Genomic DNA, 18419 nt, shown 5'->3' with positions numbered 1-18419 from the left:
GCGTCGGTTCAGTCACTAGAGAATCAAGAGACAACCGGCTGACTGTGCGGAAACAACAAATCGACAAATCGCTCCGCCGTCGGCTGCGGTTCATGGTTGGCCAGCCCGGCGCGCTCGTTGGCCTCGATAAACACGTACTCGGGCTGATCCGCCGCCGGCACCATCAGATCGAGGCCGACCATCGGAATATCCAGCGCCCGTGCCGCGCGCACGGCGGCATCGACCAGCGTCGGGTGCAGAATCGCCGTGACATCTTCCAGCGTGCCGCCGGTGTGCAGATTCGCCGTACGCCGCACAAACAAATGCTCACCGGCCGGCAGAATGCTGCTGCAGTCATAACCCGCGGCATGCAAGGTGCGCTGGGTCTCGTGGTCCAGCGGGATCTTGCTCTCACCGCTGGTGGCCGCTTGCCGACGCCGACTCTGCGCCTCGATCAACGCGCCCACCGAATGCTGACCATCGCCTACCACTTCGGCAGGCTTGCGAATCGCCGCGGCCACCACTTCAAAGCCAATCACCAGAATCCGCAGATCAAGGCCTTCATGGAAGCTTTCCAGCAGCACGCGGCTATCAAACTGCTTCGCCGTTTCGATGGCTTGCTGCACCTCTTCGATGCTTTGCAAATCCACCGCCACGCCTTGACCTTGTTCTCCGTCGAGCGGCTTGACCACCACCCGTTGATGCTCGTCGAGGAAGGCCAGATTGTCGTCGGCATTGCCCGCCAATTGCTGCGAGGGCAGGTTCAACCCGGCGCCTTTGAGCACTTTGTGCGTGAGGCTTTTGTCCTGACACAGACTCATGCTGATCGCGCTCGTCAGGTCGCTCAACGATTCACGGCAACGCACCCGGCGCCCGCCATGGCTGAGGGTGAACAGCCCGGCATCGGCGTCATCGACCTGCACATCGATGCCGCGCCGATGCGCTTCTTCAACGATGATCCGCGCATACGGATTGAACTGCGCCTCCGGCCCCGGGCCGAGAAACAGCGGCTGATTGATGCCGTTCTTGCGCTTGATGGCGAAGGTCGACAGATTGCGAAAACCGAGCTTGGCGTAGAGGTTTTTCGCCTGCCGGTTGTCGTGCAACACCGACAGGTCGAGATAGCTCAGGCCGCGACTCATGAAGTGTTCGATCAGATGCCGCACCAGCACTTCGCCGACACCCGGGCGCGAGCACTGCGGATCAACCGCCAGGCACCACAGGCTGCTGCCGTTTTCCGGGTCGTTGAAGGCTTTTTGATGGTTCAGGCCCATGACGCTGCCGATCACCGCGCCGCTGTCTTCGTCCTCGGCCAGCCAGTACACCGGGCCGCCCTGATGATGCGGAGTCAGCCGCGTGGCATCGATCGGCAACATGCCGCGCGCCTGGTACAACTGATTGATCGCCTGCCAGTCCGCTTCACTTTGCGCGCGGCGAATACGAAAGCCGCGAAACACTCGGGTGGCCTGGCGGTAATCGCTGAACCACAGGCGCAAGGTGTCGGACGGGTCGAGAAACAGTTGCGTCGGTTCCAGGCCGAGAATCTGCTGGGGGGCGGCGACATACAAGGCAATGTCGCGCTCGCCGGGCTGCTCTTTCAGCAGTTCCTGCGCCAGTGATGCCGGGTCGGGAAAGGTATGGCCGATCAGCAACCGGCCCCAGCCGCAATGCAGCGCAATCGGCTCGGCGGCCAGCGTGCTGCCGTCTTCGGCCAGACGTGCCTGCAAGCGTTCATAGGACGGTGTCTGACCGCGTATCAGCCGTTGGTTGATGGCCGTGGCGTGGGGTTTCATCAATCAGATTCCTTGTTCACTGAGCCACAGGTTCAGGGCAGCCAGTTGCCACAACTTCGAACCGCGCAACGGCGTCAGTTGGCCTTGCGGATCGGTCAGCAATTTGTCGAGCATGGCCGGGTTGAACAGGCCGCGATCCTGACTCGGATCGAGCAGCAGTTCGCGCACCCAGTTCAGCGTGTCGCCCTGCAAGTGCTTGAGGCCCGGCACCGGGAAGTAGCCTTTTTTACGGTCGATCACCTCACTCGGGATGACTCGGCGCGCGGCTTCTTTGAGCACTTGTTTGCCGCCGTCAGGCAGCTTGAATTGGCCAGGCACTCGGGCCGAGAGTTCAACCAGTCGATAGTCCAGAAACGGCGTACGCGCTTCCAGGCCCCAGGCCATGGTCATGTTGTCGACGCGTTTGACCGGATCGTCGACCAGCATCACCGTGCTGTCCAGACGCAGGGCTTTGTCCACCGCCGCCTCGGCGCCGGGCTGGGCGAAATGCTCTTTGACGAAGTCACCGGCCGCGTCATGCGCAGTCAGCCACTGCGGTTGCACGGTGGCGGCGTAGTCGTCGTAGCTGCGGTCGAAAAACGCGTTGCGATAAGCCGCGTAAGGATCGGCAGCGCCGTCGACTTGCGGGTACCAGTGATAACCGGCGAACAATTCGTCTGCGCCTTGGCCGCTCTGCACAACCTTGCAGTGCTTGGCCACTTCACGCGACAGCAGATAGAACGCAATACAGTCGTGACTGACCATCGGTTCGCTCATCGCGCGGAACGCGGCGGGCAATTGCTCGATGATTTCTTTCTCGTCGATACGCAATTGGTGATGCTGAGTGCCGTAGTGCTTGGCAATCAGATCGGAATACTGAAACTCGTCACCGCGTTCGCCGCCGGCATCCTGGAAACCGATGGAGAACGTCGAGAGGTTCTCGACGCCGACTTCACGCAACAGGCCGACGAGCATGCTCGAGTCGACACCGCCGGACAGCAGCACACCGACATCCACAGCGGCACGTTGACGAATCGCCACCGCTTCGCGGGTGCTGTCGAGGACGCGGTCGACCCAGTCTTCCAGCGTCAGATTTTTTTCGTCGTCGTGTGGGCCGTAGGGCAGGGTCCACCAGGTTTTCTGCTCGGTGCTGCCGTCGGCTTCAACGCGCATCCAGGTCGCTGGCGGCAGCTTTTCGATGCCGGCCAGCAAGGTGCGCGGCGCCGGGACCACGGCATGGAAATTCAGATAGTGATTGAGCGCCACCGGATCGAGAATCGGGTTGATGTCGCCGCCCTTGAGCAACGCCGGCAAGGCCGATGCAAAACGCAGGCGCTGGCCGGTGCGCGACAGGTACAACGGCTTCACGCCGAGACGGTCGCGGGCGATGAACAGGCGTTTGGCGTCGCGTTCCCAAATGGCGAAGGCGAACATCCCGTTGAGCTTGGGCAGCAGCGCTTCGCCCCAAGCGTGGTAGCCCTTGAGCAACACTTCGGTGTCGCCACCGGAATAGAACGCGTAACCCAGCGCTTCGAGTTCGGCGCGCAGCTCGGGGAAGTTGTAGATCGCACCGTTGAAGGCCAGGGAAAGGCCAAGTTGACTGTCGATCATCGGCTGCGCCGAGCCGTCCGACAGGTCCATGATTTTCAGGCGACGGTGGCCCAGGGCAATCGGCCCTTGGGCATGGAAGCCCCACGCGTCGGGGCCGCGAGGGGCCAGGTGATGGGTGATTCTCTCGATCGCTGCAAGGTCTGCAGGTTGTTGATCAAAGCGTAACTCGCCAGCTAATCCGCACATAAAGTCCTTACCGGTTTTTCCGTTGGGGAGGGGTCAAGCCGTACCTCGCCAGAAGAGCGGGTACTCAGAAACTGACCCGCCCCGGTAAGTGGAGTTTTAGAACGATAAGTTATAAGGCAACAGGTTCCAGCTTGTGCAGCAGAGTGCCCGGTTGTTCGCGCAAATGTTTCTGCACCTCAAACTGCCCGAAGTAGTCGTCCGCCATTTCACTGTTTATGGGGGCACCGGGCTTCGCGGAGTCTGTTGCGGTCAGGCGTTTTTTCAGATCCACCAGTCGAGACAGCGCATCGTGTTTTTCGATGGCGGTCCAACGATCGAGGCTGGCGAAAACGAGGGCCAGCAATTCATCCGTGGCATAAATACGCAAGCGCCTGTTGAAGTCCTCGTTCGGGCTGTTGAGATGGGCTGCGCTTATAAGTGACGCCTGATTCTCCCGGCGATTGGCGTAGGCGGCCTCGTTGACATTGGCAACCGCCACCGCGAGTTCCCCGGCATCTGCTGTCAACTTATCGAGATGGCGATCGAAAAGATGTTTGTACAGGCCTGTCTCCAGCGGGATGAACGCGATGTCTTCCAGGAACGAAAGGCTTTCCAGGTTCAATGTCCGGAAGTCACTTTGTTCGCGGTGGGTCAATTGCGAAATGAACAGTTCTTGCAGTTCTTTACTTGCAACGAAGTTGACGGCCAGGCGATACCTGCACTGGTCTTCACTGTCGTCCTGGTAAAAGCTGTCGCCAGCATCATTGGGAATGTAAACGTAGTAGCTGTCTTTCGTCGATTGATCGGTCTGGCGACAGGTTATCAATACGGCATCTGTCATGTATTTGCCAAATAGTTGTATCGAATACAGCTTGATTCTGGAGTTGTTGAACAGGTCACCATAAACAATGTCTTCGTTGCCTTTGGCGAGGTTCAACAGGGTGACAAGCCGAGAAAGAGGGAAGTTCGGTTTGCTGAAATATTTTCCGTAGGCGGCGAGCTTCATGTTTGTTTTATGCATTCGCAGGCTGATCAATTCGAGACTTGAGACTCTGAACGTTCTGGATATGTGTTTCTTGTATTCGCCCCCGAGATCAAGCTGGCGACTCAACAGCGCAAACGCTTGTGCGGTTATCTGAGTAGGCGTTGAGCCGTCGGGCGCTTCTTCGTCGACTTTGGTTAAGGTCTCGCTGTCGTCCGAGAAGTAACCGGCAGCCGCTTCCTGTTGCGTAAAATTCAGCATCGCTGCCTGCAACAAGGTGTAGGTGTGGGAGCCATCGTCCACGGCTGTCGCGGGTTTGAGCTTGATGCTGTCGTTGATACTGAATCGTCCTCCATACTGTTGCTGCAGCGCCTGTCGCAGCTTTCGCTTGCAGAGATCCTCCAGCGTTTCCAGTTTGCCCAGCAATTGATCAATGTAGTACTGGTAGGGCAGCGCCTCATCGAACAATGCACGGAATCCGTCAAGTCTGACCGGGTCGGCTTTGAGCAATCCGTCACTGATGAATCGGGCAACGACGGTTGCCTTGTCCCGGTTGCCCATTACATTGAGCAGTTTTTTCAGCGTGGCTTCATGGGTCAAAACGCTTGCTTGTTGTTGCGTCTGGATAATCATGTTGGAAATCTCGTGTTGAAGAAGAGACTTGATCCTAGGCCGTCGAAACGAAAAAAAATAACGTGTTTATTTGATCGCTTGAGCCATGAAGTCAGCGGTATTTTGATTGAAATATATACATATCTATCGCCACGGAAAGGTCTGAGTGTGTGTGCGGTATTTGCAGGGGAGATGGCACTCGGGGCACCCTGAAGTTACCGGAAAAGTGGTGGTAGATATCTATGTTATTGATGAGGGTTGTTATGGTTTTATGCGTGCAGGAACATCAGGTCTTGGATTGTTAATTGTTCTTCGATTCCGATATGTTCAAACCTCCACTTCGCAATAAAGGACTATTGCCGATGTCAACCAAAGCAAAGCTTTCACAAAAAACAATCCTCAGCACATTGCTCGATGCCACAGAGGATCTCGATACCGCCCAGACTCTGCAAGAAAGCCTACCGGCGCATTTATTGAAAGCGACGGTGGCCGCTTTGTCAGCCCTTGATCAGACAAGCCGTGATCTGCACCAGATTCAGGCGACCGTGGCGGCGGATCTGCTCGCATTGAAGCCCTTGCAGACGTTCTGCATCAGTGAACTGAGCGATGCCTTGAGTCGCAAATGGTCGGTGGTTTTTGATGTCGAGAAAGACTTTCTGAGTCTGCCGGGCGTTGATTGCGGTTGCCCTGCGACCTCTACCGACGAGAACGGTATTCAGACGTTCCCGCACGCTACAACGACGCTGTTGCAAGCGGCGATGCAGAACTTCAGCGAAGACGAGGCGGCTGAGAGCTTTCCGCAAGGCAGTTTTATTCGAGTGCACAGTGCCCCAGACGGTGTCACCGGGCTGACCCCGGCCACGTTTGCCGCTTTTTGCCGAGAGCTGGATTTGGGCAAGCGCTATCAGGAGCATTTCCAGCTGGTGTTCGGCTTGCGCGACAGCGATGACAAGGTGATCGCCACCAGCACCATGACCGCTGATATCGCGAAAATGAAAAAGCTGCTGTTGCAATTCGACATGCACCAGGCCGCTCTTAAAAGCCATATCACCTTGTCCGGTCAGCAAATGCTGCAGAAGCTGATCGACTTCGATGGCGTGGTGTCGGCGCAAACACTGCTCTATGGCAACCGAACGCTGATCATGCAAGGCATTGAAATTTTCGACAGTTGCGTCTGGGGTGTGGTGGTGTTTTCTGCCCGTTCGGTGGAGTTGTACCCCGATGAGTGGTGCCTGGTGTACATGGCGGGTGAGCCCGAGCGACCACTGTACGAATACAGCAGTTTTACCGCGTTCAAGCAGTACCTGACGCAGCAGTTGAAGGTTAAAAGTTACAAGGATTATTTCGCCAACAGCATTGATGAAGACGACAAGGCCGATTTTTTCAAATCACTCGCTGACAGCGCTGATCTGGGCCACATCAAGCAATTGCCGATCGCCGTGCCACTCTTTGAGTTCATGCTGCAAAGCCATGTCGGCAAGCTTCAACTCGACGCGCGCAAACTGGCGGTGCCGACCGCTGATATCGATGAGGATGTCCGCCGGAAACGCTTGCTGGATTTTCTTCAGTTGGGTGTGACCGTTGCGTCCGTGGCGGGGTTCGTCGTGCCGGTGCTCGGGCAATTGATGATGGGCGTTGCAGTCGGGCAGTTGCTCAGTGAAGTTTACGAAGGGGTCGAGGATTGGCGCCGCGGTGATCATCAGAAAGCCCTGTCGCATCTGTTGAGCGTCGTGGAAAACATTGCGCTGACGGTTGCCTTTGCCGGGGGACAAAAAGCCTTGGGAGCGCTGGGTAAGAAACTGCTGCAGTCACACCCGGCGTTCTTCGGTGAATTCACCGCCATTATCAATCACGCTGGCCAGCCGCGCCTGTGGAAACCTGACCTTTCGCGCTATGAGCATTTCCTGCCGACGGGATTGACGGTCGCGCCGAGTTCCGAGGAGTTTTATCAGATCGGTGCGAAAACCATGGCTCGCGTCGATCATCGGTTCTTCGCCGGACCTTATGATTCCGCCGCGAAAGTCTGGCGCCTGGAACATGCCGAACGCGCGCAAGCTTATGTGCCGGAGCTTGTCCGGCACGTCGAAGGTGGCTGGCGGCTGCCTGCTGAAGAACCGCAAGAGTGGGGCAGTTCCGCGTACACGCTCAAACGTATTGATCCGCAATTGAGCGAGTTCGTGGATACCGACCTGGACATGATGCGGCGACTCAGCGACACCTCGCCAGAAACCTTGCATCAGGCCTTTACTGACAATCTGAGTTTGCCTGTGCGGCTGCGCGAAACCGTGGAGCGCGCGCGCGTCGTGCGTCAGCTGCGGCAATTGACCCGCGAACTGCAGAACGGCGAAACCCATTCCGGCCAGCCTGTTGAAGCGCAATTGCACGCCTTGCCGAAAATGTCCGGTTGGCCGACCGACCGCTACATTGAGGTGACCGACGCAGAAGGCACAGTGACGGCGACCTATCCGCAAACCAAAGTGCTCGACGAATCGCTGGCGGTGGTGGTCAGCGAAAAACAACTGGCGCAGGGCCAGTTGCTGCAATCCGTAGTCGATGGCCTGTATCAGAAAGAGGTGGACACTTTGCTCGGCGGCAAAGTCGCGCAAAGTGTTGAAGAGTCGACGTTGGCAAAGAAACTCGGTGCGGTTTTGCAGGCGGATCATCGCGCGGCTTTCGAGCGTATGTATCAACGCTACGATAAAAGTGACGTCGATGATGTTCTGAAGCTGCGCCGTGTTTTTCCCGATATCCCGGCGCGTTATGCGAAAGCACTCATCGAGCGCGCGTCGAGTGTGCAGCGCCTGCATCTGCGTAAAACCGGTCGAGTACCGCTGCGGCTGGGGCAGGAGGTCAGCGATGGTATTGGCAAAGTGCGACTGGATCGCGCACTGGCGGGGTTTCATTGGCCGAGGCTCGCCAACGCCGACACCGACAGGCTGGCGATTCAGTTGTTGCCTCGTCTGAGCGGCTGGGATTCCCGACTGCGTCTGGAACTGCGCGACAAAACGCTCAGCGGGCCGATTCTGCAAGCCGTTGGCGACACCTCGGCGCTCCCCGCCGATACGTGCTCGCTGGTGAAGTCGGCCGAGGGGTATGAGGCTTTTGGCGGCGACGGCAAAACCTTGGGAAAAGTGGCATTCGGCCCTGACGCGCTGTACGAAGCCATCCTCAAGGCCCTGCCGCGACGCCAGCGAACAGCCATTGGCTTTGCAGACCCGAAGCAGGCCAGCGCGGCAAAGCTGCGCAGCCAGTTGCTCAACGCTGCACTGGATGAGCGCGAGGCCACGGCGCGCACGCTGGTCAATGGCAAGCCTGAGCCGCAGGTTGTCGAACCAGTCTGTAATCAGGGTGATCAGCCGCCTGCGGTGCAACATCCACCGGCGTTGCTGCGCAAAGTGCGCAAACTCTTTCCGCGCTTGAGTGAAACGCAGGCCAGTGAGTTCATCGATGGCCTGGGAGACGATCAGTTGACTCGTGCGACACGGGTCAATGCCTTGCGCCAGGATCTGCAAAGCTTGCGTGAAGCGCTGTTCCTCTGGAGTGAGGATACTGGCGCAATGAACAAACTCGGAGGGGATCTGGCGGAAGTGCGGCACAGCCGCAAAACCATGGCCGAGCTGATCGAAAACGGATTCCGCCGGTATTACTCCGTCACCAATGAAAACGGGAAATGGGTGGGGGTCCTGAATTTTGATGGCATGCGGGTCGGAAAACTGCCGACGCTGCCCCCGGGGATCAGCTTTGACCACATCCAGAAACTGTTCATGAATGACATGGCACTGGATGATGATGTCGCGTACTTCCTCAAGTCATTCAAAAAGCTTGAGACGCTCGAGCTCGACCGCAATGCCATTACCCGCCTCCCTGAGGTGCTGTCGCATATGCCCGATATCACTCGCTTGTGTCTGGCGGGCAACAAGCTCCAGCTGACCGAGTATACGCTGGCCAAACTCAGCGGTTTGCGCTCGCTGCATCACCTGAACCTCAACGAAAATCCGCTGAATGCCACACCGGATGTCAGACAGATGTTCAATCTGCGTCGTCTGTTACTGCAAGACACCGGCCTCACGGAAATCCCCAAGGGACTTGAGTATCTGCTGTATCTGGACTGGGTGGACTTGCGCAGCAACAAGATCAAGAACCTGCCTGACTGGTTGTTCAAGACACCGCGAAGTTTCAGCCAGGCGCTGGACCTGGGACTCAATCCCTTGGCCGATCCGAGCAAAACGCACCTGGAGAATTATCGCGACAATTTCGGTATCGGTATGGGGTATCTGGAAAACGACATCGCTCGAATGAACGAGCAACAGGCACGCTCGCTTTGGCTTGCTGATAAAACGGCTGAGACGGGGGCCGGGCGTGAACGGATCTGGAACGCATTCAAGGATGATCCACGCGCCGAGAGCCTGTTCCATCTGCTCGCTGAGCTGGGTGATACCGCCGATTCGGAAAAGGTCAACAAGGACATGCAGCGGCGAGTCTGGGCCGTGCTGGAAGCAGCCGAAGCCGATACAGCGCTGTGTGATCAGATACTGAGTCTGGCCGCCACCCCGATCAATTGCACCGACAGTGCGGCAATGAACTTCAGTTATCTGGAGATCGCCGTGGAGGTCGATCGGGTGACCCGGCTGGCCGGAAACCGGATCGCCAGTGGCAAGCCGTTGCTTGAGCTGGGACGTGGCCTGTTCCGGTTGGAACAATTGAATGAAATTGCTCGGGCGCATGCCGCCAAGGTCCCGAAGGTGGATCCACTGGAGGTAAACCTCGCCTATCGCATCGGCCTGGCCGAGACACTGGAGTTGCCCGGCCAGCCGCGCAATATGCTTTTTGGCACACTGGGCGGGGTCACCGCAGCCGATCTGGACGTCGCGAAAAACCAGGTCGCCACGGCGGAACTCTCGCCCAAATGGCTGCAGTTCATGAGTGAGCGGACATTCTGGAGAGACTATCTGGAGCGCACACTTGCGCATCAGTTTTCCTCTGTCCGAGATATGTACGACCAGCGCATGACTGCCTTGGACGCGAAGAAAGACACGATGTCCAGTGTCGATTACGTTAGCCAGTCCGGAGTCCTCAAGGTCGAGCGCCAAAACGCCATGGACGAGGTCATGACGCGTCTGACCACCGATGCGCTGCGCGACGCGGATCTGGGCATCTGCACCCTGGCTGACGGATAAGTGCTACTTGCCGCGAATCAGCTTGCGCAACGCGAAACGGTTGGGATGACAGGCTTCGGCGACGCTTCTTGGTACGGGCAGCGGCTCATCGTCCAGCCAGGCAGCCAGCAGCTCGCCCGACAGCGGCGCGGTGATCAGTCCTCGCGAGCCGTGGCCACTGTTGATGTACAGGCCGTCGAGCCACGGACAGGCGATGTCCGGAATCTGACGGGCGTCCTTGCTCAGCAGCGCATAAGCGTCAAGAAACGCTTTGCGGTCGGCGAGGGGACCGACCATCGGTAAATAGTCAGGGCTGGTGCAGCGAAAGGCTGCGCGGCCCTGCAGGTTTTCGACAGGCTGTTCGCTGATTTTCAGGCGTGCGACAAGGTCAGAGGAAATCTCTGCAAGCATCGCCAGATTGCCTTGGTGTTCGGCGGTGGTCGGTGTCAGATCATCGCTGTTGAAATCGAAACTGGCGCCGAGGGTGTGTTCGCCCAAGCGGGCAGGAGCGACGTAGCCTTCGGCACAGACCACGGTGGCCAGTGTCTGACTGGCTGCGGTTTCGGCGAGACGGGTGATCTGCCCGCGAATGCGCTTGAGCGGCAACTCGGCACTCTGGGCAAAGCGTTGGATCTCGGCGGCACCGGCCAGCACCACGACCGGTGCGCTGGCGAGCAAACGCTCACCGTCCAGCGCCTGCCATTGATCATCGACCTTGCGCAGTTGCAGCGCTTCGCAATGGCTGAGCAGTTCGATGTTCGGCTGCGCCGCTTGCGCCTGACACAGCGCCGGCGGATGCACCCAACCCCCTTCGGGATAGTACAAGCCGCCGTGGGCTACTCCGACTCCGGCACGGGCCTGCGCCTCGGGTTGATCCAGCCACTGCAACAGGTCTTCCGGGAAGGCTTCAGCCAACTGCGCGTGACGCTCGGCTTCCTTGGTATTGAACGCCAGTTGCAGCACGCCACAATCGTCCCAGTCAGTGCCGCGTTGCAGGGTTTCCAGCAGGCGCCGGGTGTAACCGAAACCGCTGACGATCAGCTGCGACAGCGCCGTGCCGTGGGCGGACAACTTCAGGTACAGCACGCCCTGCGGATTGCCCGAGGCTTCTTGCGCGACGGCCTCATGGCGCTCCAGCAAAGTGACCTGCCAGCCGCGTGCGGCCAGGCTGGACGCCGTGGCACATCCGGCGAGACCGGCGCCAATCACCAGTGCTCGACGGTCACTGGTGATCGGCGCAGGGCGAGCAAACCAGGGTTTTTCCGGCGCCGGCGGCGTCACCTCTGTCGGCCAGCCGAGGAATTCGCCACGGAGGATTTCCCACTTGTGGCCGATGCCCGGCGTGCGCTTCATTTTGAACCCGGCGGCGTTCAGCAATCGGCGAACCCAACCAGTGCTGGTGAAGGTGCTGATGGTCGAGCCGGGCGCTGCCAGTCGCGCCAGTTCGACAAACAGTTCGGCGGTCCACATGTCGGGGTTTTTCGCCGGGGCGAAACCGTCGAGAAACCACGCGTCGATCTGTGCGTCAAGCTGCGGCAGTTGCTCCAGTGCATCGCCGATCAACAGCGTCAATGTCACGCGGCCTTTGGCCAGGGTGATGCGCTGGAAGCCGGCATGGATTGCCACGTAATGGCGCAGCAACTGATCGGCCAACGGTTTGAGTTCCGGCCAGAGTGCCAAGGCACGCTTGAGGTCGGCGGGGCTCAACGGGTATTTTTCGACGCTGACAAAATGCAGTCGCGCACCGGCCACGGCGTGTTGCTCGAACAACTGCCAGGCGCAGAGAAAATTCAGCCCGGTGCCAAAACCGGTTTCACCAATAACCAGACGACCAGTTGCCGGCAGTGCGGCAAAACGCTCGGCCAGGCGATTCTGTTCGAGGAACACATAACGGGTTTCTTCCAGACCTGATTTGTCGGAAAAATACACGTCATCGAACACCCGCGAATGCGGGCGTCCCTGGTCATCCCAGTCGAGTTGGGCGTGGGGCAATACAGGTTTCATGGCAGGCTCGGCAACGACAAGGCGGCCATTCTAGCCGATCGCGCAGGCGCTGCTTGATCCATGGCAAGGCTTGCGCCCGACGACTCGCGGACAATCCGCGACCTGCGGGAATTTCTGCGCCGTTGCTGTGCCCAATCCGCTAGTCTTGCTGAATCCTGGAAGGAGCCGTCCCATGTTTGAATCCGCTGAAATCGGTCACGCCATCGACAAAGACACCTATGAGGCGGCCGTCCCGGCATTGCGTGAAGCCTTGCTCGAAGCCCAGTTCGAACTGCAACAGCAGAAGCGTTTTCCGGTGATCATCTTGATCAACGGTATCGAAGGTGCGGGCAAGGGCGAGACGGTCAAGTTGCTCAACGAGTGGATGGACCCGCGCCTGATCGAAGTGCGTACTTTCGATCAACAGACCGATGAAGAGTTGTCCCGGCCACCGGCCTGGCGTTACTGGCGGATGCTCCCGGCCAAGGGCCGCATGGGGATTTTCTTCGGCAACTGGTACAGCCAGATGCTCCAGGGGCGGGTGCATGGCTTGTTCAAGGATCCGCGTCTGGATCAGGCGATCGCCGGTGCCGAGCGCCTGGAAAAGATGCTCTGCGATGAAGGCGCGCTGATCTTCAAATTCTGGTTTCACTTGTCCAAGAAACAGATGAAAGCGCGGCTCAAGGCGCTGGCCGATGACCCGTTGCACAGCTGGCGCATCAGCCCGCTGGACTGGCAGCAGTCGGAAACCTACGACAAGTTCGTCAAGTACGGCGAGCGCGTGCTGCGCCGTACCAGCCGTGATTACGCGCCGTGGCATGTGATCGAAGGCGTCGACGCCAACTACCGCAGCCTGGCGGTCGGCAAGATTCTCCTCGAGGGTTTGCAAAATGCGCTGAAACGTCCGGACGTACATCCCCACGATGTCAGCGCCGCGCCGTTGGGTACGCCGGTCGATCAGTTGAACCTGCTCGACAGCCTCGACCTGACCCAGCGCCTGGAGAAGAAAGACTACGAAGAACAACTGATCACCGAGCAGGCGCGATTGTCCGGGCTGATGCGCGACAAACGCATGCGCCGCCACGCGCTGATCGCGGTATTCGAAGGCAACGACGCGGCAGGCAAGGGCGGGGCGATCCGTCGGGTCGCGGCGGCGCTCGATCCGCGCCAGTACAACATCGTGCCGATTGCCGCGCCGACTGAAGAGGAGCGTGCGCAGCCGTACTTGTGGCGCTTCTGGCGGCACATTCCGGCGCGCGGCAAGTTCACCGTGTTCGACCGCTCCTGGTACGGCCGGGTCTTGGTCGAGCGGGTCGAAGGCTTTTGCACGCCAGCCGACTGGCTGCGCGCCTATGGCGAGATCAACGATTTCGAAGAGCAACTGGCCGATGCCGGCGTGATCGTTGTGAAGTTCTGGCTGGCCATCGACAAGGACACGCAGATGGAGCGTTTCCAGGAGCGCGAAGAGATCCCGTTCAAGCGTTTCAAGATCACCGAAGACGACTGGCGCAATCGCGACAAATGGGACGCCTACCGGGCCGCCGTGGGCGATATGGTCGACCGCACCAGTTCGGAGATCTCGCCATGGACGCTGGTCGAAGCCAATGACAAACGCTGGGCCAGGGTCAAAGTGTTGCGCACGATCAACCGCGCGCTGGAAGACGCCTTCGAGAAATCCGACAAGCGCGCAAAGAAACACAAGGATTGAGCCGATAGACGCGCATACGCGGGGTGAATGATTGTCGCGGTCGTTGATGCAGTGGACTTATGCTCGGTCCACTCTCAACTGACCACAACAATGAGGTATGCCATGCGTGAAGTGGTGATCGTCGACAGCGTGCGGACTGGCCTGGCCAAATCCTTTCGCGGCAAGTTCAACCAGACCCGTCCCGATGACATGGCGGCTCATTGCGTCAACGCCCTGCTTGAGCGCAACGATATCGACCCGGCGAGCGTCGAGGATTGCATCGTTGGTGCGGGCTCCAACGAAGGTGCGCAGGGTTACAACATCGGCCGTAATGTCGCGGTGCTGTCGCGCTTGGGCACCGGCACCGCCGGCATGACTCTCAACCGTTTCTGCTCGTCTGGCTTGCAGGCTATCGCGATTGCCGCCAACCAGATTGCCTCGGGTTGCAGCGACATCATCGTTGCCGGCGGCGTCGAGTCGATCAGCCTGACGATGAAAAGCGTCAACACTGATCACTTGATCAACCCGCTGCTCAAGCAACAGTCGCCGGGCATCTATTACACGATGGGCCAGACCGCCGAAGTGGTCGCGCGACGTTATGGCGTCAGTCGTGAAGCGCAGGATCGATATTCGCTGCAAAGTCAGGTTCGCACTGCGGCAGCGCAGGCCGCAGGGCTGTTCAACGATGAAATCGTGCCGATGGCGGTCAAGTATCGTGTCGAGGACAAGAACACCGGTGAGGTGCAGATTCTCGATGGCGTGGTCGACCGCGACGACTGCAACCGTCCGGACACCACCTATGAAAGCCTCGCTGGACTGAAACCGGTATTCGCCGAGGACGGTTCGGTGACGGCGGGCAACTCGTCGCAACTGTCTGACGGTGCGTCGATGACGCTGGTGATGAGCCTTGAGAAAGCGTTGCAGCTGGGCCTCAAGCCGAAAGCGTTTTTCCGTGGCTTCACCGTGGCCGGCTGCGAGCCGGACGAGATGGGCATTGGCCCGGTGTTCTCGGTGCCGAAACTGCTCAAGGCCAAGGGCCTGCAAGTGGCGGATATCGATCTGTGGGAGCTGAACGAGGCGTTCGCTTCGCAGTGCCTGTACAGCCGTGATCGGCTGGAGATCGATAACGACAAGTACAACGTCAATGGCGGCTCGATTTCCATTGGTCACCCGTTTGGCATGACCGGATCGCGGCAGGTCGGGCATCTGGTGCGTGAGTTGCAGCGGCGGAATTTGCGTTACGGCATCGTGACCATGTGCGTGGGCGGCGGGATGGGTGCGACGGGGTTGTTTGAGGCGGTGCGTTAAGCCAGAACATTTTTGTTGTCTGCTCCATTGCTATCGCTGGCAAGCCAGCTCCCACAGGTTTCGGAGCGTTCGCAAAATCTGTGTACGCCACCAATCCTGTGGGAGCTGGCTTGCCAGCGATTGGATCACCACCACTTAGCGGTTGGAATCCTGCAGCTGCATCCGCGCGATATAAGCTTTTATCTCCAGCTCAGCCTTCTTGGCACTCTCAAACGGCCCCTCAAGGGTATTTTCCCGAGTGCTGAAAAAAAGTTCGCCATTGACCCGGCACAACCGTTCGCTGCGAAAGCGCATGGCGGGGGCGCTGTCCTGCGCGCGCATTCCTAACATGATCGGTCTCCTCGGCTGATGTGCTGAAAGGGATCCAATGAGCTTATGCCTGAAGCACTTGGCGCGCCCGCTCAGCCGATCAACGGCGGCGCGTCAATTTACTGCTGCGACCTGCACAGTTTCATTCGCGTCCTGACCGCAACTGTCCCTGTGTCGCGCCCGGTGGCACGCCTAGAATGAGCGCACTTGTCAGCAGGCTTTGGGGTTTCCATGCACATATCATCCGGTCGCTGGGTCTACGGCTTGTTCCTGGCACTGCTGACTGCGTTTTTGTGGGGCATCCTGCCGATCAAACTCAAACAGGTATTACTGGTGATGGACCCGGTGACGGTGACCTGGTTTCGCCTGCTGGTGTCCGGCGGCTGCCTGTTCATCTATCTGGCGGCGGTAAAACGCCTGCCCAGCCGCAAAGTGCTCGGGCCCAAGGGTGGTTGGCTGGTGTTGATGGCGGTGCTCGGGCTGGTCGGCAATTATGTGCTGTATCTGATGGGCCTTAACCTGCTCAGCCCCGGCACCGCGCAACTGGTGGTGCAGATGGGCCCGATCATGTTGCTGGTCGCCAGCCTGTTTGTGTTCAAGGAACGCTTCAGTATTGGCCAGGGGATTGGTCTGGCGGTGTTGTTGATCGGTTTTGTGCTGTTCTTCAATCAGCGGCTGGCCGAACTGCTGACCTCACTGTCGGATTACACCGCTGGGGTTTTGCTGGTGCTGTTGGCGTCGACGGTGTGGACCTTCTACGCGCTGGGCCAGAAGCAATTGCTGACGGTGTGGAATTCGTTGCAGGTGATGATGGTGATCTACCTGTTCTGCGCGCTGTTGCTGACACCGTGGGTGCACCCGCTCGAGGCGCTGAACCTGAATCCCTTGCAGGGCTGGCTGCTGCTGGCGTGCTGCATGAACACGCTGATTGCCTATGGCGCGTTCGCTGAAGCGTTGGCGCATTGGGAGGCGTCGCGGGTCAGTGCGACGTTGGCGATTACGCCATTGGTAACGTTTGGCGCAGTGGCGATTGCGGCCGGGATCTGGCCCGAGTACGTACATGCCGAGCAGATCAATGCGCTCGGCTATGGCGGGGCGGTGCTGGTGGTGCTGGGTTCGGCGCTGGTGGCGTTGGGGCCGTCGTTGATCGCCGGTTTGAAGGCGCGGCGGATGAAGATGGCCGCCAGTTAAACCGCGCCGCTGCCATTCGCGAGCAGGCTCACTCCTACAGGGGGAATGCGTTCCAAATGTAGGAGTGAGCCTGCTCGCGATGACTTACTAAGAAACGCTACAAATCTCAGCCCTTGGCGCCAGCCTCGATCATATTCTCCGGCCGCACCCACGCATCAAACTCTTCATCGGTGAGATACCCCAGCGCCAACGCCGCCTCACGCAAGGTCAGCCCTTCGCTGTAGGCTTTCTTGGCGATCTCCGCCGACTTGTCATAACCGATATGCGGATTCAGTGCGGTCACCAGCATCAGCCCACGCTCCAGATGTCTGGCCATGACTTCGGCATCCGGCTCCAGCCCGGCAATGCAGTGCTGCTGGAAGTTGCTGCAACCGTCGGCAAGCAAGCGAATCGATTGCAGCAGGTTGTGGATGATCACCGGTTTGAACACGTTCAACTGCAAGTGACCCTGACTGGCGGCAATGCCGATGGTCACGTCATTGCCCAGCACCTGACAAGCGAGCATCGACAGCGCTTCGCATTGGGTCGGGTTGACCTTGCCGGGCATGATCGAACTGCCCGGCTCGTTCGCCGGCAGCCGCACTTCGGCAAACCCTGCGCGTGGCCCGGAGCCAAGCAGACGCAGGTCATTGGCGATTTTCATCAGCGCCACGGCGAGGGTTTTCAGCGCGCCGGAGAGGCTGGTGAGCGGTTCGTGGCCGGCGAGGGCGGCAAACTTGTTCGGCGCAGTGACGAAGGGCAGGCCTGAGAGCGCCGCCAGTTCGGCGGCAATCGCCTCACCAAAACCGTGTGGCGAATTCAGCCCGGTACCGACCGCGGTGCCACCCTGGGCCAGTTCACACACCGCCGGCAGTGCCGCGCGGATTGCGCGTTCGGCGTAATCCAGCTGCGCGATGAACCCGGACAACTCCTGACCGAAGGTGATCGGCGTCGCATCCATCATGTGCGTACGCCCGGTCTTCACCAGTTTCATGTGCCGCGCGGCCAGTTCGGCGAGGCCGCCGGACAACTCGGCAATCGCCGGCAGCAGTTGTTCCTGCACCGCTTGCGCGGTGGCGATGCTCATGGCGGTAGGGAAGCAGTCGTTGGAGCTTTGCGAGCGGTTGACGTGATCGTTGGGGTGCACCGGCGTCTTGCCGCCGCGCGGGTTGCCGGCCAGTTCGTTGGCGCGACCGGCGATCACTTCGTTGACGTTCATGTTGCTCTGCGTGCCGCTACCGGTCTGCCAGACCACCAGTGGAAACTGGTCGTCGTGCTGGCCGTCGAGCACTTCGTCAGCGGCCTGTTCGATCAGGCGGGCGATGTCGGCGGGCAGGTCACCGTTGCGGTCGTTGACCCGGGCCGCGGCTTTCTTGATCAGGGCCAGGGCGTGCAATACCGGCAGCGGCATGCGTTCCTGACCAATGGCGAAGTTGATCAGCGAGCGTTGCGTCTGAGCACCCCAGTAGGCGTCGTCCGGGACTTCGATCTGGCCCAGGCTGTCGGTTTCGATACGGCTCATCGTGCACACTCCTGTTGGTCTGTTTGCGCAGTTTAGGCCCGGTCGGGCCCAGGTGGTTCCCTCGATCCGATTGTTGACCGGTAAAACCCCGCCAATCAAGCGCGGCAAGGCTCGGGGGTTGAGCGACGAGGTTTTTTAGGCGCAGAATGGTCGCCCTTGGGGT

At 59.3% G+C, this 18419-nt stretch carries 10 protein-coding genes; 4 read left to right on the top strand and 6 right to left on the bottom strand.

The annotated features are described in order from the left end of the window. Positions 1-23 precede the first annotated feature (23 nt). From ngg to ACM6IN_RS24660, 3 genes are all read right to left on the bottom strand, one after another. Positions 24-1772, bottom strand: a complete 1749-nt coding sequence (gene ngg / locus ACM6IN_RS24670; RefSeq protein WP_414916850.1) for an N-acetylglutaminylglutamine synthetase — start codon at positions 1770-1772, stop codon at positions 24-26. 3 nt (positions 1773-1775) lie between these two features. After that, positions 1776-3548, bottom strand: a complete 1773-nt coding sequence (locus ACM6IN_RS24665; protein ID WP_095112905.1) for an N-acetylglutaminylglutamine amidotransferase — start codon at positions 3546-3548, stop codon at positions 1776-1778. A gap of 109 nt (positions 3549-3657) precedes the next feature. After that, positions 3658-5142 (bottom strand): dermonecrotic toxin domain-containing protein, encoded by a 1485-nt coding sequence (locus tag ACM6IN_RS24660; RefSeq protein WP_414894777.1) that lies wholly within the window; start codon positions 5140-5142, stop codon positions 3658-3660. Positions 5143-5483: 341 nt separating this feature from the next. Here ACM6IN_RS24660 and ACM6IN_RS24655 point away from each other — a divergent pair, with 341 nt between their 5' ends. Continuing rightward, positions 5484-10298 (top strand): NEL-type E3 ubiquitin ligase domain-containing protein, encoded by a 4815-nt coding sequence (locus ACM6IN_RS24655; protein WP_414916849.1) that lies wholly within the window; start codon positions 5484-5486, stop codon positions 10296-10298. A 3-nt stretch (positions 10299-10301) separates the two neighbouring features. Here the strand turns inward: ACM6IN_RS24655 and mnmC are convergent, their stop codons facing one another. Then, a complete protein-coding gene (mnmC, locus tag ACM6IN_RS24650) occupies positions 10302-12281 on the bottom strand; it encodes a bifunctional tRNA (5-methylaminomethyl-2-thiouridine)(34)-methyltransferase MnmD/FAD-dependent 5-carboxymethylaminomethyl-2-thiouridine(34) oxidoreductase MnmC (RefSeq protein ID WP_414916848.1) in 1980 nt (659 codons plus the stop codon). 172 nt (positions 12282-12453) lie between these two features. Here mnmC and pap point away from each other — a divergent pair, with 172 nt between their 5' ends. Next, positions 12454-13968 (top strand): polyphosphate:AMP phosphotransferase, encoded by a 1515-nt coding sequence (pap, locus tag ACM6IN_RS24645; RefSeq protein ID WP_007908377.1) that lies wholly within the window; start codon positions 12454-12456, stop codon positions 13966-13968. A gap of 102 nt (positions 13969-14070) precedes the next feature. Further along, positions 14071-15255, top strand: a complete 1185-nt coding sequence (locus ACM6IN_RS24640; protein WP_095112909.1) for a thiolase family protein — start codon at positions 14071-14073, stop codon at positions 15253-15255. Positions 15256-15390: 135 nt separating this feature from the next. On the opposite strand, the gene ACM6IN_RS24635 is transcribed toward ACM6IN_RS24640, so the two are convergent. Beyond that, on the bottom strand, positions 15391-15585 hold the full coding sequence (locus ACM6IN_RS24635; RefSeq protein ID WP_007908380.1) for a DUF6316 family protein: 195 nt from the start codon (positions 15583-15585) through the stop codon (positions 15391-15393). A 210-nt stretch (positions 15586-15795) separates the two neighbouring features. Here ACM6IN_RS24635 and ACM6IN_RS24630 point away from each other — a divergent pair, with 210 nt between their 5' ends. Further along, complete coding sequence (locus tag ACM6IN_RS24630) at positions 15796-16755, top strand: DMT family transporter (protein WP_414916847.1); 960 nt, start codon at positions 15796-15798, stop codon at positions 16753-16755. 106 nt (positions 16756-16861) lie between these two features. On the opposite strand, the gene ACM6IN_RS24625 is transcribed toward ACM6IN_RS24630, so the two are convergent. Beyond that, complete coding sequence (locus tag ACM6IN_RS24625; protein WP_007908383.1) at positions 16862-18256, bottom strand: class II fumarate hydratase; 1395 nt, start codon at positions 18254-18256, stop codon at positions 16862-16864. Positions 18257-18419 lie beyond the last annotated feature (163 nt).

It is taken from the genome of Pseudomonas sp. IT-P395 (genome assembly GCF_949767675.1).
GTDB lineage: Bacteria > Pseudomonadota > Gammaproteobacteria > Pseudomonadales > Pseudomonadaceae > Aquipseudomonas.
This window is presented reverse-complemented; position numbering and strand designations above follow the sequence as displayed.

Excerpts from the sequence above, each read along its gene's own strand:
- ngg (WP_414916850.1), bottom strand. The coding sequence starts at position 1,772 with ATGAAACCCCACGCCACGGCCATCAACCAACGGCTGATACGCGGTCAG.
- ACM6IN_RS24665 (WP_095112905.1), bottom strand. The coding sequence starts at position 3,548 with ATGTGCGGATTAGCTGGCGAGTTACGCTTTGATCAACAACCTGCAGAC.
- ACM6IN_RS24660 (WP_414894777.1), bottom strand. The coding sequence starts at position 5,142 with ATGATTATCCAGACGCAACAACAAGCAAGCGTTTTGACCCATGAAGCC.
- ACM6IN_RS24655 (WP_414916849.1), top strand. The coding sequence starts at position 5,484 with ATGTCAACCAAAGCAAAGCTTTCACAAAAAACAATCCTCAGCACATTG.
- mnmC (WP_414916848.1), bottom strand. The coding sequence starts at position 12,281 with ATGAAACCTGTATTGCCCCACGCCCAACTCGACTGGGATGACCAGGGA.
- pap (WP_007908377.1), top strand. The coding sequence starts at position 12,454 with ATGTTTGAATCCGCTGAAATCGGTCACGCCATCGACAAAGACACCTAT.
- ACM6IN_RS24640 (WP_095112909.1), top strand. The coding sequence starts at position 14,071 with ATGCGTGAAGTGGTGATCGTCGACAGCGTGCGGACTGGCCTGGCCAAA.
- ACM6IN_RS24635 (WP_007908380.1), bottom strand. The coding sequence starts at position 15,585 with ATGTTAGGAATGCGCGCGCAGGACAGCGCCCCCGCCATGCGCTTTCGC.
- ACM6IN_RS24630 (WP_414916847.1), top strand. The coding sequence starts at position 15,796 with ATGCACATATCATCCGGTCGCTGGGTCTACGGCTTGTTCCTGGCACTG.
- ACM6IN_RS24625 (WP_007908383.1), bottom strand. The coding sequence starts at position 18,256 with ATGAGCCGTATCGAAACCGACAGCCTGGGCCAGATCGAAGTCCCGGAC.